The organism is Flavobacterium polysaccharolyticum, assembly GCF_038739875.1.
In the GTDB taxonomy this organism is placed as follows: domain Bacteria; phylum Bacteroidota; class Bacteroidia; order Flavobacteriales; family Flavobacteriaceae; genus Flavobacterium; species Flavobacterium polysaccharolyticum.
In genome coordinates this window covers 231,119-248,511 of record NZ_JBCGDP010000003.1, presented here as the reverse complement: position 1 = coordinate 248,511, position 17,393 = coordinate 231,119, and the positions used below count along the sequence as shown (strand labels likewise).

Genomic DNA, 17,393 nt, shown 5'->3' with positions numbered 1-17,393 from the left:
TTACGGTGTTGTTAAAATATTTTTTTTGCCAATACATTATGATTTTGCTAACAAAAAGAAGTAAAGTTGAAAAATAGTGAAAGAGAGTGAAATTTACAAAAATGTTTTTGCAAAATATTCCTAAACCACCCCACAAAAAAAAGTCCTGAATATTAAATTCAGGACTTTTAGGTTCATATCAAATCGTTTTTTATGACTGACTATATATTTTATCGTATAAATCGCGGTACATTTCCAGCACAATTTTACGTCTTAGTTTTAGGGTAGGGGTAAGTTGTCCGCCATCAATAGACCAAACGTCTGGTGTTAATTCAAAGCGTTTTATTTTTTCCCAATTTCCAAATTTAGTATTCAAATGATCTACTTCTTCTTGAATGCGCGCAATTACTTTTGGATTAGAAATGATTTCTTGGTTGGTTTTACCCACTTCAATACCGTGCAGTTTTTCCCATTCTTTGATGAATTCAAAACTAGGTTGAATAAAAGCAGCGGGCATTTTTTCGCCATCGCCAATGACCATAATTTGTTCAATAAAACGAGATTGTTTCATGGTGTTTTCAATCAATTGTGGGGCAATGTATTTTCCACCAGAGGTTTTGAACATTTCTTTTTTACGGTCTGTAATTTTTAAGAAACCCTCAGCATCGATGTTACCAATGTCTCCAGTGTGGAAATAGCCATTAGCCAAAGCTTCATTGGTTTTTTCTTCATCTTTGTAGTAGCCCATCATTACGTTTGGACCTTTGCAAAGAATTTCACCATCTTCAGCAATTTTTACTTCAACATTGTCAATTAGTTTACCTACAGTACCAATCTTAAACCCTTTGTTTCTCATATCGTTCACCGAGATTACAGGCGATGTTTCTGTTAATCCGTAACCTTCCATCACTGGGATTTCAGCAGCGGCAAACACTCTTGATAAACGCGGTTGCAAAGCAGCACTTCCTGAAACCATTAAATCAAGATTGCCTCCCAAACCTTCTTTCCATTTGCTAAAAATTAGTTTTCGGGCTATTTTCAATTGGAATTCATACCAGAATCCGTTCGCTCCATAAGGTTCGTAACGCAATCCTAAATTGATTGCCCAAAAGAACAAGGCTTTTTTGATACCCGTTAATTCGGCTCCTTTGGCATAAATTTTATCGTATACTTTTTCTAACAAACGCGGAACCGCTGTAATTACGTTTGGACGTACTTCTTTGATGTTATCGCTAATTTTTTCAATCGATTCTCCAAAATATACCGAAACACCATAATATTGGTACAAATACAAAATCATACGTTCAAAAATATGACAAATAGGCAAGAAGCTTAACGCTTTAGTTTTTCCTGGTTCAAACGGAATCCTAGGGGCACTGTTCAATACGTTAGAAACAATATTTTGATGCGAAAGCATTACTCCTTTTGGTTTTCCAGTGGTTCCAGAGGTATAAATAATGGTAGCCAAATCTTGGGTGGTCACATTGTTTTTGCGGTCGTCTACCACATCTTGGTTACCGGTGTCTGCACCAAGAGTCAATAGCGAAGTCCAGTTTTCACAGCCTTCAATTTCGTTAAAAGAATACACTCCTTTCAAAGCCGGAACATTGGTTTGGATATTTTTTACTTTATTGTAGACTTCTACATCAGAAACAAAGCATAATATAGAACCAGAGTGATTCAAAATATATTCGTAATCTTCCTCACCAATAGTCGGGTAAATAGGCACGGTTTGAGCTCCGGTTTGGAGTACACCAATATCCATAATGTGCCATTCGGTTCTGTTATTCGAGGAAATAATGGCGATTTTGTCGTTTTTTTGAATACCCATTCTAATCAAAGCCCTAGAAATGGTGTTTGCTTTTGCAATGTAATCTTCGGTTGAAGTTTTGTTCCAAACTCCATTTTGCTTAGTTACTAAAGCATCGGGAATTGAGTTGAATTTCTCTAATTGATAGTAAGGGAAATCAAATAGGCGTGTGATATCTACCATTATAAATAAATTGAATTTGTCGCAAATTAAATAAAAAATGCTAACATTTTTAGATTTTTAAAAACTAATTATTATTCTGAATACTAATTAGTTGGTATTCAGCGAAATCGATTTCTTGAAATTAATAATTTTGTATAAAAAAAATGTTTTTTTAACTCTTTTATTTTTTTTTAAACTTTCAAATAAAAGACCTTCAATGAGTTGGCTTTTTACCTTTTCAACTCCTCTTCTGTAAACTCCTTAAAGCGCTCACCCGCAATATACATTTTCATCTTATTAAAATGAATTGTAAACGACTGATAAGTCCATTCTTCCTCCTCCTCGGTAGCCTTCGCTTTTTTGTACCAAAACGAATAGGCCGCACTATCAAATCCTTCTTTAAAAATTGGAATTCCAGATTCAGAACATTCTATACCCCAAACAATCGGTTCTTTTACCAAATCCTCATTTTGTATTATTCCAGTTCCATCGGCATTGAGAACTGTTATGGGTTCCACTTGTTTTTGCACCGAATAAAGTCCCGTAATAGGGTAATTGATAATGGTAGTAATGTAATGTTCGGTGTTTTGATTCTTGATTTTTGTCGTTTTAATTTGAGCAAAAGTCGTGCTTGCACTCATCAAAAGCGCCATAAGCCATAAAGATTGTTTTTTCATAAGTAGGTTAGTTTTTGGGTTGATTATGAGCAAGGGCATGCTCAGATTATAGCATTATTTTTAGTTTTTGTAAGGAGCAGCAACAAAAGGTATTTTTATTGTCACAGGACCCGCTGTCCGTTATATCTTTGCCTTTTTAAAGGAAAAAGGCAAAGGATGTCACTACCATCGGGGCTATGAGGAGTCATGGTTTCTTTTTTGTGGTCATTACAATTTTAACTTTTGATAAAAAAAGCTCATTCAAACAGAAATGAGCTTTTAAGATTGTTTTTTTAAATTATTGTTTTTCAATCCATTTTCTTGCGTTCACAAAAGCTTCTAACCAAGGCGAAACTTCATCTTTTTGCCCGTTGTCTGGGTAATGTGCCCAGTTCCAAGGGAAAATAGAACGCTCAATATGTGGCATCATCACCAAGTGACGACCTGTAGCATCACATAGCATAGCCGTGTTGTAATCCGAACCATTTGGGTTAGAAGGGTAGCCTTCGTAACCATATTTTGCAACGATGTTATAATTCGCTTCTTGTTCTGGTAAATGGAATTTTCCTTCACCGTGTGACACCCAAACCCCAAGAGTAGCGCCTTCTAAGCTTGAAAGCATCACCGAGTTATTTTTTTGCACTTTTACTGAGGTAAAAATACTCTCGTGTTTGTTCGAAGTGTTGTGGTGCAATTTTCCGTGTACTTTATGTTCTGGATTGATTAATTCTAATTCCATCCATAACTGACAACCATTGCAAATGCCTACAGATAAAGTGTCTTCGCGTTTGAAGAAATTTTTCAATGCGGTATTGGCTTTTTCGTTGTACAAGAAAGCTCCCGCCCAACCTTTGGCAGAACCTAAGACATCTGAGTTAGAGAAACCACCCACGGCACCAATAAACTGAATGTCTTCCAATGTCTCACGTCCCGAAATCAAATCGGTCATATGTACATCTTTCACATCAAAACCAGCCAAGTACATGGCGTTTGCCATTTCACGCTCGGAATTACTTCCTTTTTCACGGATAATAGCCGCTTTTGGTTTAGGCTTAGCATCAATGGAGGCTTTCTTTCCGTCAAAGTGTGCCGGGAATTGATAGTCTAACGGTTGGTTTTTGTAATTCGCATAACGCGCTTCTGCCATTCCGTTACGAGATTGTTTAGCGTCTAACAAATAAGACGTTTTAAACCAAGTATCTCTAGTTTCATTTATATTAAATGTAAACGTATCTGCATTGTTTTGGATAGTTACCCAATCTCCTTCGGTAACGGTTCCTATTTTGAAAATCTCAACATTTTGAGCGGCAAAAAGAGCTTCAATGGCTGCATCGGCTTGGAAAACCACAGCAATATTTTCATTAAATAATGTTTTCACCGTATCCGCTTCACCAAGAACGCTCAAGTCATAAGTAGCACCTAAGTCTACTTGGGCAAACGAAAGTTCTAATAAAGTAGTAATCAATCCACCGCTGCCAATATCGTGACCCGCTTTGATTTGGCGGTTTTTGATGGCTTCTTGTAGGGTATTGAAAGCTGTTTTAAAATAAGCTGCGTCAGTAATGCTTGGTACATCAGTTCCTACTTTATTCAAAATTTGAGCAAAAGATGAGCCTCCCAATTTGAAGTTATCTTGAGATAAGTTCAAGTAGTAAATGTTGCCACCATTGCGTTGTAAAACAGGTTCTACAACTTTAGTAATATTGGTACAATTTCCTGCCGCCGAAATAATCACTGTTCCTGGAGCAATAACTTCGTCGTTAGGATATTTTTGTTTCATAGAAAGCGAATCTTTACCCGTTGGGATATTGATTCCTAATTCGATGGCAAAATCAGAACACGCTTGCACTGCTTCGTACAAACGAGCATCTTCGCCTTCGTTTTTACAAGCCCACATCCAGTTGGCCGATAAAGAAACTGATTGTAAACCATCTTTTAAAGGAGCCCAAACAATATTAGAAAGTGCTTCTGCAATAGCAGTTCTTGTTCCTGCTACAGGGTCAATCAACGATGCTACTGGCGAGTGACCTACAGTGGTGGCAATTCCTTCTTTTCCTTTAAAATCTAGAGCCATTACTCCCACATTGTTTAAAGGTAATTGCAATGGTCCTGCACATTGTTGTTTGGCTACGCGACCTCCCACACAACGGTCTACTTTATTGGTTAACCAGTCTTTACAAGCAACCGCTTCTAATTGCAGTACTTGATTAAGATAGTTCGGGATATTTTCAGTAGAATAATTTAGTTCAGTATAATTTACAGCTACTTTTTTGTCTGTCATTATCGTTTTTGGAGAACTTCCAAAGAAATCTTCCAAAGCATAATCCATAGGTTTCAAACCAGTTGATTTGGATTCGAATGTAAAACGATGATCGTTCGTCACGTCACCTACTTGGTACATTGGAGAGCGTTCTCTATCGGCAATACGCTGTAAGGTATCAATGTCTTTTTCACCAATCACCAATCCCATACGCTCTTGCGATTCGTTACCAATGATTTCTTTAGCAGAAAGCGTTGGGTCACCTACTGGTAATTTATCCAAATCAATCAATCCACCGGTTTCTTCTACTAATTCCGAAAGACAGTTGAGGTGTCCACCCGCCCCGTGATCGTGAATTGACACGATAGGATTGTGGTCGCTTTCCACCAGTCCACGAATGGCATTCGCGGCACGTTTTTGCATTTCAGGATTAGAACGTTGTACGGCGTTCAACTCGATTCCGGAGCCAAAAGCACCTGTATCAGCTGAAGAAACCGCTGCACCACCCATTCCAATTCTATAGTTTTCTCCACCTAAAATAACGATTTTATCGCCAGCTGTAGGTTTCTTTTTTATCGCTTGGTCTAATTTTCCGTAACCAATTCCACCCGCTTGCATAATGACTTTGTCGTAGCCAATTTTACGGTTGTTTTCTTCGTGTTCGAAAGTCAAAACAGAACCCGTAATTAACGGTTGTCCAAATTTATTTCCAAAATCAGAAGCTCCATTCGAGGCTTTGATCAAAATATCCATTGGTGTTTGGTACAACCAAGGTCTTTCTGCCATTCCTTTTTCCCAAGAATGTTCATTGTTTAATCGAGAATACGCAGTCATATAAATCGCTGTTCCTGCTAATGGCAACGAACCTTGTCCTCCTGCCAAACGGTCGCGAATTTCTCCTCCAGAACCTGTAGCAGCTCCGTTGAAAGGCTCCACAGTAGTAGGGAAGTTGTGGGTTTCTGCTTTTAAGGAAAGTACTGAGTCAAATTCTTTTTCTTCGTAAAAATCAGGTTTATCAGCACTTTTTGGTGCAAATTGTGTCACTTTTGGCCCTTTTACAAAAGCCACATTATCTTTATAGGCAGAAACAATATCGTTTGGATTTGTTTCTGACGTTTTCTTAATTAATTTGAAAAGGGAAGTCGGTTTTTCTTCACCATCAATTACAAAAGTTCCGTTGAAAATTTTGTGACGGCAATGCTCTGAATTCGCTTGCGAGAACGCAAAAATCTCAGAGTCGGTTAATTTTCTACCTAATTTAGTCGCTAAATTAGAAAGGTAGTCTACTTCTTCTGGGCTTAAGGCTAATCCTTCAGATTGATTATAAGCTTCAATATCATCGATTTCCAATATAGGTTCTGGTTGGATATTGATAGTAAAAATATCTTGGTGGAGTTCGCTAAATTTTTGCGAAAGCATAGGGTCAAAATCGGAAAAATCTTTGGTAACACGTTGAAATTCCTCAATTCTGATGATGCCAGTAATACCCATATTTTGAGTAATTTCTACCGCGTTGGTACTCCAAGGGGTAATCATAGTGGCACGAGGACCAACAAAAAAATCCGACAAAACGGATTTTTCTATTTTAGAGGCATCAGCAAATAGCCAGTTGAGTTTTGAGATGTCTTGAGCTGAAATTTCGTTCTGCGTGTGTACGGCAAAAACAGTGTTACTTTGGTTTTCAAAGAAATGAATCATTGTTGTAGGGTTTGTTGTATTGCGCTGCAAATTTAGTTAATTAAGCCCTAAAAAAAAAGCGGCAATTGCTGCCGCTTTAAATAAAATTATTTTATCATTATCTAATTTACAATTAGCTTTTTGGTAGTAGATTTCCCTTCTTTTGTGACTTTAACCAAATAAATCCCTTTTTGAAGATTATTTACAGCCGCAGCTGCTGTGTTATTGTATTCTTTTTCAAAAACTTTTTGTCCCAAAACAGAGAATATGGCAACGTCATGTTTGTCGTTAGCATTTTCAAAATTGATTTTTACCGTTCCATTAGAAGGATTAGGATAAATGGCAAAACTTTCTTTTTCTAATTCATCTACTGCAAGTACTGTATTACAACTCCAAGAAAGGTCGTCAAATCGTACTCTGTTTGAAGTAGTGCTGTTTCCAGTTATACTGATGACTACGTCTCCAGTTACATCAATTCCAGAAATAGTTGTTGTAGTCGAAGTAGTGCTATAGGGAATTGTTCCTACTTCGGTGCCATTTACATTGAGCTTAAATGTTCCTGCCGTTCCAGTAAAAACAAGTTGAGTAGTAACCGTCAAATCTTTAATTCCATTCGCTACAGAAGAAGAAGTGAGCGAACCATTTCTGATAGTGATAGCTCTTGAATCCAAAGCTTGGTCCGTTCTTGCATCAGTTGCTGTCCAAGTAATTCCGCCATTCGTCCAGGTTCTTACGGCATAAGAAGTGGCATTGGCAGGCATATTTTCGAAATTTTCAGAGGCACAAGTAGTGGTTCCTGCAGCTGGGGCTTTGGTAGTTCCATTTACCGAAGCACTAGCCACAGAAGAATTTCTGTCAGCGTCTCTGGCAATTAAATAAAAAGTATAAGTAGTTTCAGCTGCTAAGCCTGTAATGGTAGTGGTTAAACTAGTTACTGAAGTTTTTAAGGTGCCATTTACATACACATCATAGCCTGTAACTCCCACATTGTCTGTTGCCGCAGTCCAGGTTAAAGTTGCTGAATTGGTTGTAGTTTCGGTTACCACTAGATTGGTTGGTGCAGTTGGAGCTTCAGTATCAACAGTGCCTGATTTCCAAATTTCGGTTACATAGTTAGGGTTGTCAATAAACGGATTTCTATTGTTTTGTCTAGCATAAATAGCGTTGTTTCTTGCAATTTCCCTTGCGCTTACTGGATCTTGATTGTGCCAAGCTAGTAGTTGATTTAAAAAAGCAGTGGTGAAAACTTGATTGCTGGTATTGTTGAACATAGCATAGTTATAACCGGCTACTGTATTTTCATATCGAGTAGCAAAATAAAAGTACATTCTGGCAATATCTCCTTTAAATTCATCGATGGGTTCAAAAACAAGTCCACTATAACCTGCTGTTGTACTTGTTCCCAGTTTGCTTCCATTTAATGTGGTTTGTGAAGGCGTTACAACCACAGAATGCGGATAGTTAGAACGGATTCCGTTTACTTTTCCATCGGTTGGGGTAATAAAGTGCGCATCAGAAACCATAGGTGAAACCTCATTAAAAACGGATTGCGGAATAATGTGTTCTCTGTTATAGCAATCGCCTTCGTTGGTATAATTGCCACATCTTTGAGTAGCTGCAATGTTGTAGTTGTATGGGTCGGTTCCTGCGGGATTTTCAGAGTACATGTCTAAAACAGAACCGTCATTTTCAAAAAAATTATCAATATCAGAAGTTTGATATGTGACATAAAGCCCTGCATAATCAATAACAGTGTGGTCTTTAATGATGTTGTACAACTGGGTTTTTAGCGTGTAGCCGGTGCCTGTAGCGGTAGAATAGTATCCAGCTGGTGCTTGGGCAAAACTCGCTGAAAAGAGTACTAAAAAAAGTAGGGAGTAGATTTGTTTCATAAAGTGAAATGGTATAAAATATTAAAAGTTTGTAAAGTTATTCTTTGCAAATGAGTCTAAGGTTAAGAAATATTTAAATAAGTTAGACTGGTTTTGATTGTTTTAGGCTAAAAGGAATGCAGATGCCATAAAAAAAACGACACAATTGTGTCGTTTTTTTTATATCACAACTGGTTTTAATTAGTTGATTATTATCTTTTTGTAGATAGATTGAGTATTATCTTCTATTTTAACCAAGTAAAATCCTGTTGGAATATTGTTTATGGTTACCGAAGGTTGATTGATATTTTCTTTCTCAAAAATGATTTGTCCTAATAATGAAATAAGTTGAATAGAGTAGGTTTTATTAGAATTGTTGTAATTAATGGTAAAATCACCATGAGAAGGGTTAGGGTAAATAGAAATTGAATTGATATCCGTTATTACTTCTTCTTTGTTGACTTTAGTGCTAGTTTTACTACCAAGGTTGTTACAAGTATCTGTTGTAAAAGAAGTCCATTGGTTCGCAAGATTAAAGGTGGTGCTTGGTGAAGTTACAGTTGCTTTTCTTCTCAAAGTTACATCGGCAGCAAAATTAGCCGTCCCTCCGTTGAAAGTCCCTATGATATCTATCAATACACCATTTTTAAATAGACCTACAGCGTCGTTTCCGTTAAAAGCCAATTCTGTTGCTGCGGTTGAAATATTGGCAGCACTTGGAGAAAAACAAGTAGAAGACATTGAGCTATTTACGATGGTAAATTTACTACCACTAGTTAATGTTCCAGACAAACTTAGTCCAGTGCTCCAAGCTCCGGCACCATTAGTTTGTTTTTTGATGGTATAGCTCGATAAATTTATTGAGGCTCCGGTGTTATTGGCAATTTCTAATGCTTTATTGTTTGATGAACCTTCTATGTATTCAGAGAAAAGCAAATCGGTTGCAGCCGTTCCACCACTACTAGTTGTTGTTGAGATGGTGGCGCTTTTTGTTGAACTATTTCCTGCAGCGTCTTTTGCAATTACATAAAAAGAGTATGCGGTCGAAGCTGTTAATCCAGTTATAGAGGCTGATGTGCCAGTAACAGTAGTTTTAAGTGTATTGTTCATATAAATACTATATCCCGTAACAGCTATATTGTCAGTAGAAGCGGTCCAATTTAATGTTAAAGATGTAGCTGTTATTGCAGAGGCAGTTAAATTGTTTGGTATAGTTGGTGCTTGAGTATCAGATGATGGAGCAGATCCCCAAATAGCTTGTACATATTCAGGATGGTCAATATAGGGGTTTCGGTTATTTTGTCTTGCATAAATAGCGTTATTTCTAGCTATTTCTCTTGCACTTACAGGATCTTGTGTATGCCATGCTAATAATTGATTTAAAAAAGCTGTAGTAAAAACTTTGTTGCTTGAACCATCAAACATTGGAAAAGAATAGTCCGCTACGGTATTTTCATAGCGAGTAGCGAAGTAGAAATACATTCTAGCTATATCACCTTTAAAATCATTTATTGGCTCAAAAACAGTTCCGCTATAGCCAGAAACACCACTTGAACCTAGCTTTCCTCCGTTCAAAGAGGTCCAAGTTGCTGTAGCTACATTTCCATGAGGATAGTTTGAACGCTGTCCGTTTACTTTTCCGTCGGTTGGCGTAATGAAATGCGCATCAGAAACCATTGGTGCTGCGGAATTAAAGGAAGACTGTGGAATAATATGTTCTCTATTGTAACAGTCTCCTTCCACAGAGTAAGTGCCACATCTTTGAGTTGATCCTGGACTATAGTTGTAAGGGTCTGTACCAGAAGGTTTTTCGGAGTACATGTCTAAAATGCTTCCATCATTTTCATAAAAAGAATCGATATCGGAGGTTTGATACGTAGTGTACAGTCCAGCATATCCATTGTCGGTGTGGCCTTTGATGATGTTGTAAAGCTGTGTTTTCAAAGTGAATCCAGTACCAGTGGCGGCGCTGTAATAACCAGATGGAATTTGTCCAAATCCAATAATAAATGAAAGTAAAAGAAGTAGAGTGTAAAGTTTTTTCATAAATATAGTTTAGTTAATTTAATAGATTTGTTGTTTTACGTGTTTGATTTTCATAGTAATAATTGTGTTTTGGAGACAAAAGTATCTTTTTTTGTTATATTTTATGTTAAGAAATAGTAATATATACATGTTTTTTCTTATCTTCTTTGGTGAAGCATCATGTAATGTGTTTTTTTAATTAATGTATGACTATCAATGAATCTTGTAAAAAAAATAACATTAACTTAAAAGCATAGGTAGTTGCACCATCAGAATGTATACGCTGATGATGTAGTGTTCTAAAAAAGATTGTATTAATTGGTTTTCGGAAACGCTTTATTTTGATAAGCGCCCAAATCAGGTGGCAAGGTTCTACTTGTTCCTAAAATGTCTAATGGAATTAAATAACTCGAATTTCCTTTAGCAAATGCAGCAGACGTATTGTCTATGTTGAGTTGGTTCTGATTTACTTTGAAAAATTTAGGGTCTTTGTTTAAAATAATCCCACTGTAGTGTGTAGCATCCGTTTCAAATTGATACAAAGGATTGTTGAGAAATGAATTACTGCTATTGTTGAATTTAAGCAAGCAATGATTGAATTGATAATTGAAAACCGAAGTAGCTTTTTTATTCAACAGCATTTCATTAGAATAAGAACCGTAAATGATGCAGTTATTAAATGTGGCTTGTGTTAAATCTTTAGACTCAGGAACGGCGCCTGTGATAAAGTTACTTACCAAAACTGCGACTTGAGAGGAGCTGTTCCAATTGTTATTGAATGTCGAATGGGTAAAATGATATTCTCCACCATACAAACAAGCCAAACTCGCTACACCAGCATTGTTTATTACTAAATTTTCGCCTACGATTTTACCTGTTTGAGCCAGAATGCCGTAGTTACTAGAATTATAAATCTGAGTGTTTTTTACTTGTACCGCTGTTCCATCATTGTTTTGAATTAAAAGCCCGATGGTGGCATTTTTTACAGTCAAATGGTTGATGCGGTTATTGGTACTTCCGTTGGTTAGCCATAACGCTCCCCATTGTCCTGCAACATTAGAAAATCCAGGCTCTAATCGATCGCCTTCAAAAACGACTTCATTTTCTAAAGTATTCGTGGTTGAGGTAGTTCCGTTGATTTGAATACTTCCTTGATTGGCTACAATCAATCCAGAATTAGCGTGAAAATGCACTCGAGCACCCGCATCAAAAACGGCTGTTTTTCCCGAAGGAACTGCGGCATAGCCATAAATTACATAGGGTTTTGTTTTGGTAAAATGCAACTCATTGCCGTTGATTGGGTCATTTTCGTCTAAATAAAAACCTTCAATTTTTTCATCTCCAATCGGGAGGGTTTCGGTCGTTCCATCTGCGAATCGCTGTGGATAAAGAAAAATAGCATCTTGAATTAAAGTAACCAATCCAACCGTTTGCAAATTGGCACCACTATCAAATTGAATTTTATCCGTATACAAAAAATCAGTAGGGTTAGCATCAGCGATAGTTGCTGTAGTTTCGATGAAAATATACAAGCTATCTTTGGCCAACAACGTAATGTCTTTAAAAATTTTACCCGCTGTTCCTTGCTGTCCGTCTACGGTCATTCGGTATTTCGAATTGAGCCCTTTTTCGAATTGAATAATCGGAATGTTGATGTCGTTTTTACTTTTATTGTAGACTTTTAGTTGATAAGTACTTGAACCAATGTTGGTAAAAACAGTGTCTAAATACACCGTATCCTTAGAAAATTTCAAATCACCTGTGCTAGCCACAGTTTCAAAATCAGCTCGGCAAGAAGCCAGAAGCAGTATAATTCCAAGAATAAATACGGTAGCAATGGAGCGCATTTCTTATTTTTTTTTGGTAAAAATAACGATTAATTAGAATATGCCATCGCAAATCCTACAAATTTGATGGTTATGGCTGTTGCCTTTAAATCTAGTCAATTATACTAAAAAACAGTGATTGGTTTGTACTGACCAATTAGTTCGCTTATTTTTACGGGAAATATACTGACAATGGAAATAGACAAAGAAAAAATGCTCCAATTTTGCAATGACTTTTCGAAGAATACGTTGATGGAGACCTTAAATATAGAATATATAGATGCTGGCGAAGGTTTTTTGGTGGCCAAAATGCCAGTCAATTCCACAGTACATCAGCCTATGGGATTATTGCACGGCGGAGCTTCTGTGGCTTTGGCAGAGAGTGTTGGGAGTGCGGCTTCCCACTTTTTTATCAATGCTAAAGAGCAAGAAGTTCGCGGGATTGAAATCTCGGCTAATCATCTAAAAAGTATACGTGAAGGCGTGGTTTTCGGCACAGCCAAAATTATTCATAAAGGTAAAACGGTGCATTTATGGGAAATAAAAATCACCGACGAAGCCGGAAATTTGATTTCCTTATGTAAATTGACCAATATGGTTTTGTCGAAAGAGAAAAAGTAAGTTTTGCAACTAATTATTTGAATTTTTTATGTCCCAGAAAGTTATTGCTGTTTCATCAGCTTTTCAAAAAATGACTACCCAAGCCATTTTATCAATTGTTTTTTTTCTAATTGTTTATGTTTTATTAATTGTTTTAGGTATTTCTATCACTATTTTGGCTGCATATGCAGGGTTTCAAATTATAATTGTTAAGCCAGCTTTAATTACATTTATGATTGGTGCTGGTTTACTTAGTATGGGAATTTTAATTTTGATTTTTCTGTTTAAATTTTTATTCTCAAAGAAAGAAGTTGATCGTTCCCATCTGGTTGAAATTACAGAAAATGAAGAGCCAAAGCTTTTTAAACTAATTCATGAGATTGTTCAAGAAGTAGATACTCAATTTCCCAAAAAGGTTTATTTGTCATCAGAGGTCAATGCCTGTGTATTTTATGATTCTAGTTTTTGGAGTATGTTTTTGCCTGTAAAGAAGAATCTTCAAATAGGAATGGGACTCGTAAATAGTGTTTCAGATATTGAGTTTAAAGCAATTTTAGCCCACGAGTTTGGTCATTTTTCTCAGAGAAGCATGAAGGTTGGAAGTTATGTGTATAATGTAAACCATATCATTTTCAATATGCTTTATGAAAACGATTCGTATAATTCACTTATTAAAAGTTGGGGCGGAGTAAACGCCTATTTTACTTTTTTTGTCTCTCTAGCCGTAAAAATTGTTGAGGGAATTCAGTGGGTTTTGAAGCAAGTATATGAAGTAGTTAATACCAATTATTTGAAAATGTCAAGAGAGATGGAGTTTCATGCAGATGAAGTGGCTGCAAATGTTACAGGTTCATCTCCCTTAATAACTTCCTTGTTGCGATTGGATTTGGCTAGTCATTCTTACAATGCAGTTTTAGATTATTATGCAACAAAAGTTTCTGATGCTATTGTAACTGATAATTTGTATCCTCAGCAGCAATTTGTAATGAATTTTTTAGCACAAAAAAGCAAACTACCTATAGACAATAATTTGCCATTGGTAAATATTGATCATTTGAGTAGGTATAATAAAAGTAAATTAAAACTTAACAATCAATTGTCTACACATCCAAGTACTGAGGATAGAGTAGCTCAATTAAACCATCTCAATATTGTTAAACAAGAAAAAACGATACTACCAGCAAGAAATTTATTCTCAGATTCTTATCAGTTAGAAGCCAAGTTTACCGATAAATTATTCGGAATGGTGAATTATGAGACCGCAGTTGTAAAAAAAGATAAGGAGTCTTTTGTAGAAGATTTTACTAAAAACTATCATTCTAATTCTTTTGCGGAGGTTTTTAATGGTTATTATGATAACAAACAGCCGGTGTCTTTTGAAGATAAAGACAATGAAATAAATGATTTAGCTTCTGATATTCGTTATCAAGATTTATTTGATGATAAAAAAGTAGATTTAGTGTATACAGCTTTTGCTCTCGAAAATGATAAGAATACGCTTTTGCAAATCGAGAAAAAGGAGATTGTGGTAAAAAGGTTTGATTATGACGGAGAACAATTCTTGGCCTCTGAAAGTGGAGAAATAGTAAATAAACTGGAGCAAGAGCTTAGTCAAATAAAAGAAGAGATTTTCATAAATGATAAAAAGATTTTTAGCTTTTTTCTTGATGCAGCAAAACGTAAAGACAAGACAGAGGAGTTTACCAAACTATATGCTAGATTTACCAATATTGATAAAGATTTTGATAACAAGTTTGACACTTACATAAAGATGATTAATAATACAGCATTTTTATATGAAACAACACCTTTTGCAATTATAGAGAAGAATTTAGTCACATTAAAAGTCATCGAAAAAGAATTCAAAATTCAGATTCAAGATGTATTGGGAAATGATAATTATTCTGATGCTTTAAGTCCAGAAATGCAAGATAATTTTTCAAAATATGCAGCAGAGGATTTGGTTTACTTTATTGGTCAAGAGTATCACGAAAGTAAGTTAGAAATTTTGTTCAAAGCAATACACGATTATAACGATATTTTATCTAAATCATTTTTTAAAGCAAAAAAAGAGTTTTTAGATTTCGAATCTTCATTAGTAGCATAAGATATAAATAGCAAAAAAACAGCGCAATTATTATGCACACCCTATATTCCAAAATAAACGAACACCAGCAATTGCGTATGCCTTTTGTGGTCTATCGTAAACCCAATGCTTCGCAACTCAAAGGGCTTTTTCAGTCCGATGCTACATTGTATGAAGTAAACGATTGTACAGAGGAAGGTTTTGTTTTTGCGTCTTTTGATGGTAACAAAAACTACATCATCCCCAAAGCAGCCTCCGAGAGCCTTTCCTTTTCTTTTGATAAGAAAGACATAGCCATTCCATTGCCCGAAATTAGTCATCCAACGAAGAAGGAGCAGAGACAGTATGAACAATTGGTTGCTTCAGGGGTTGCCTCCATTCAAAATGGTGTTTTTCAAAAAGTGGTTCTTTCTCGAGACGAAGTATTGAAAACACCAGATTTTGACATAAATATCGTTTTTGAGCGCTTGTTGCAAACCTATCCTACGGCCTTTGTCTATTGTTTTTTTCATCTTGAGATTGGTCTTTGGTTAGGCGCTACACCCGAGCAATTACTCAAGGCTTCTGGTAGTACTTTCCAAACGATTGCTTTGGCAGGAACCCAAAAAGCATCAGATATCGAAACCGTGATTTGGCCCACCAAAGAAAAAGAAGAGCAGCAATTGGTAACCGATTATATTGTTTCGCAGTTGCAACCGTACACCGATGAATTGCAGATTTCGGAACCTTACACCATTCAAGCCGGCGCCATTTGCCATATCCGAACCGATATCAAAGGCAGTTGGAAAAAAGAAAACACCTTGCAGCAAATCATTCATTTACTGCATCCAACTCCCGCGGTTTGTGGGTTTCCAACAGCAGTTGCGAAAGATTTTATTCTACAAAACGAGTCCTATAATCGCAGTTTTTACACCGGTTTTTTAGGCGAATTAAATATCGATTCAAGTTCCGATTTGTTCGTAAATTTGCGTTGTATGCAAGTTGAGGACCAAGAAGTGCACTTGTATATGGGTTGCGGCATTACCAAAGACAGTATGCCCGAAAGCGAGTGGCAAGAAACGGTCAACAAATCAATGACAATGAAAAGGGTCTTAGGCAAAATGGAAAAGTAGCTTGATGAGGAGCAGCAACAAAAGGCTCCTTGGCCAGCAATAGTCCCGCTGTCCGTTATATCTTTGCCTTTTTAAAGAAAAAAGGCAAAGGATGCCACTACCATCGGGGCTAGAGAGAAACAAAGTGATTGTTTGGGTTCTGCTTTGTGAGTGGTTATCGTGTAAAAGAGAAAATTTTAATCATACAAAGTCAACAACAGCCTTAGCTGTTTAAATAATAATTTATGAAATCGCCATTAGTAATAAGTTTACTGAAGTAAATACATATAAATATAAGGCGATAACATATATGACCACTGACAAATAAATTTTACATATATGAAACTAGATATATTAGCTTTTGGTGCCCATCCAGACGATGTAGAGTTGGGCTGTGCTGGCACTATTTTAAAAGAAGTCGCTTTAGGAAAAAAAGTAGGCATCGTAGATTTGACAAGAGGGGAGTTGGGCACACGTGGTTCAGCCGAAATTAGAGACAAAGAAGCCGCAGCAGCAGCGGCAATTTTAGGCGTTTCAGTGCGAGAGAATCTAGCATTTCGAGATGGCTTTTTTGTAAATGACGAAGCACACCAACTCGAAATCATAAAAATGATTCGCAAATACCAACCCGAAATCGTGTTGTGCAATGCCGTTGATGACCGTCATATCGACCATCCCAAAGGAAGCCAACTGGTTTCGGACGCTTGTTTTTTATCAGGATTGATTCGGATTGCGACCAGTTTAGATGACGAAGAACAAAAAGCGTGGCGTCCCAAAGTCGTTTACCATTATATGCAGTGGAAAAACCTTGTGCCAGATTTCGTAGTCGATATTACAGGTTACGTGGAGCAAAAAACAGCGGCTATTTTGGCCTACAGTTCTCAGTTTTATGACCCTAATTCCAAAGAACCCGAATCGCCCATTTCTAGCAAAAACTTTTTGGAAAGCTTGAATTATCGTTCTCGAGATTTAGGACGTTTAACAGGACTCGAACACGCCGAAGGTTTTACTGCCGAAAGGTATTTGGCTGTCAATAGCTTAAGTGATTTGAAGTAAATTTCTAGTATTTTTTTTGAAAAAATCTTTGCAGAAGCAAACAATTGTTCTATATTTGCAACCGCTAAGCAAAATGGTGGTTGTAGCTCAGCTGGTTAGAGTAGCGGTTTGTGGTGCCGCGGGTCGCCGGTTCGAACCCGGTCAGCCACCCAGAATAAAAAGCCTTGAAGAAATTCAAGGCTTTTTTTGTTGCAATAAAACTGCTTTCTTACTTCATAATCTCTTTCCTCTAACAATCTCTTTGATTTTGTAACATTTGGTGAAATTATTAGTCTTTTAATAAAAAAGAAGAAG

10 protein-coding genes and 1 tRNA gene are annotated in these 17,393 nt (G+C 36.6%); 5 read left to right on the top strand and 6 right to left on the bottom strand.

What is annotated here, in order from left to right; all coding sequences use genetic code 11:
• Positions 1–190 precede the first annotated feature (190 nt).
• The 6 genes from WFZ86_RS04550 to WFZ86_RS04525 all read right to left on the bottom strand — a co-directional run bounded on the left by WFZ86_RS04550 (position 191) and on the right by WFZ86_RS04525 (position 12,287).
• Positions 191–1,972, bottom strand: coding sequence for an AMP-dependent synthetase/ligase (locus tag WFZ86_RS04550; RefSeq protein WP_342690835.1), 1,782 nt, complete (start codon positions 1,970–1,972; stop codon positions 191–193).
• Positions 1,973–2,181: 209 nt separating this feature from the next.
• Entirely contained in the window at positions 2,182–2,628 is a 447-nt protein-coding gene (locus tag WFZ86_RS04545) for a hypothetical protein (protein ID WP_342690834.1), read from the bottom strand.
• A 277-nt stretch (positions 2,629–2,905) separates the two neighbouring features.
• Positions 2,906–6,565, bottom strand: coding sequence for a phosphoribosylformylglycinamidine synthase (gene purL / locus WFZ86_RS04540; RefSeq protein WP_342690833.1), 3,660 nt, complete (start codon positions 6,563–6,565; stop codon positions 2,906–2,908).
• 101 nt (positions 6,566–6,666) lie between these two features.
• Positions 6,667–8,436, bottom strand: coding sequence for an endonuclease (locus WFZ86_RS04535; protein ID WP_342690832.1), 1,770 nt, complete (start codon positions 8,434–8,436; stop codon positions 6,667–6,669).
• 180 nt (positions 8,437–8,616) lie between these two features.
• Positions 8,617–10,461 carry an endonuclease gene (locus tag WFZ86_RS04530; RefSeq protein WP_342690831.1) on the bottom strand — a complete coding sequence of 615 codons (1,845 nt, stop codon included), beginning with the start codon at positions 10,459–10,461 and terminating at the stop codon, positions 8,617–8,619.
• A gap of 293 nt (positions 10,462–10,754) precedes the next feature.
• Entirely contained in the window at positions 10,755–12,287 is a 1,533-nt protein-coding gene (locus WFZ86_RS04525; protein ID WP_342690830.1) for a hypothetical protein, read from the bottom strand.
• A gap of 171 nt (positions 12,288–12,458) precedes the next feature.
• On the opposite strand from WFZ86_RS04525, the gene WFZ86_RS04520 reads away from it, so the two are divergent.
• From WFZ86_RS04520 to WFZ86_RS04500, 5 genes are all read left to right on the top strand, one after another.
• A complete protein-coding gene (locus tag WFZ86_RS04520) occupies positions 12,459–12,887 on the top strand; it encodes a PaaI family thioesterase (protein WP_342690829.1) in 429 nt (142 codons plus the stop codon).
• Positions 12,888–12,915: 28 nt separating this feature from the next.
• Positions 12,916–14,973: a M48 family metalloprotease gene (locus WFZ86_RS04515; RefSeq protein ID WP_342690828.1), complete on the top strand. Its 2,058-nt coding sequence runs from the start codon at positions 12,916–12,918 to the stop codon at positions 14,971–14,973.
• Positions 14,974–15,005: 32 nt separating this feature from the next.
• Entirely contained in the window at positions 15,006–16,064 is a 1,059-nt protein-coding gene (locus WFZ86_RS04510; protein WP_342690827.1) for an isochorismate synthase, read from the top strand.
• A gap of 318 nt (positions 16,065–16,382) precedes the next feature.
• Positions 16,383–17,099 (top strand): bacillithiol biosynthesis deacetylase BshB1, encoded by a 717-nt coding sequence (gene bshB1 / locus WFZ86_RS04505; RefSeq protein ID WP_342690826.1) that lies wholly within the window; start codon positions 16,383–16,385, stop codon positions 17,097–17,099.
• A gap of 76 nt (positions 17,100–17,175) precedes the next feature.
• Positions 17,176–17,249 (top strand) — tRNA-His (locus WFZ86_RS04500).
• Positions 17,250–17,393 lie beyond the last annotated feature (144 nt).

Excerpts from the sequence above, each read along its gene's own strand:
- WFZ86_RS04550 (WP_342690835.1), bottom strand. The coding sequence starts at position 1,972 with ATGGTAGATATCACACGCCTATTTGATTTCCCTTACTATCAATTAGAG.
- bshB1 (WP_342690826.1), top strand. The coding sequence starts at position 16,383 with ATGAAACTAGATATATTAGCTTTTGGTGCCCATCCAGACGATGTAGAG.
- WFZ86_RS04545 (WP_342690834.1), bottom strand. The coding sequence starts at position 2,628 with ATGAAAAAACAATCTTTATGGCTTATGGCGCTTTTGATGAGTGCAAGC.
- purL (WP_342690833.1), bottom strand. The coding sequence starts at position 6,565 with ATGATTCATTTCTTTGAAAACCAAAGTAACACTGTTTTTGCCGTACAC.
- WFZ86_RS04510 (WP_342690827.1), top strand. The coding sequence starts at position 15,006 with ATGCACACCCTATATTCCAAAATAAACGAACACCAGCAATTGCGTATG.
- WFZ86_RS04515 (WP_342690828.1), top strand. The coding sequence starts at position 12,916 with ATGTCCCAGAAAGTTATTGCTGTTTCATCAGCTTTTCAAAAAATGACT.
- WFZ86_RS04535 (WP_342690832.1), bottom strand. The coding sequence starts at position 8,436 with ATGAAACAAATCTACTCCCTACTTTTTTTAGTACTCTTTTCAGCGAGT.
- WFZ86_RS04530 (WP_342690831.1), bottom strand. The coding sequence starts at position 10,461 with ATGAAAAAACTTTACACTCTACTTCTTTTACTTTCATTTATTATTGGA.
- WFZ86_RS04520 (WP_342690829.1), top strand. The coding sequence starts at position 12,459 with ATGGAAATAGACAAAGAAAAAATGCTCCAATTTTGCAATGACTTTTCG.
- WFZ86_RS04525 (WP_342690830.1), bottom strand. The coding sequence starts at position 12,287 with ATGCGCTCCATTGCTACCGTATTTATTCTTGGAATTATACTGCTTCTG.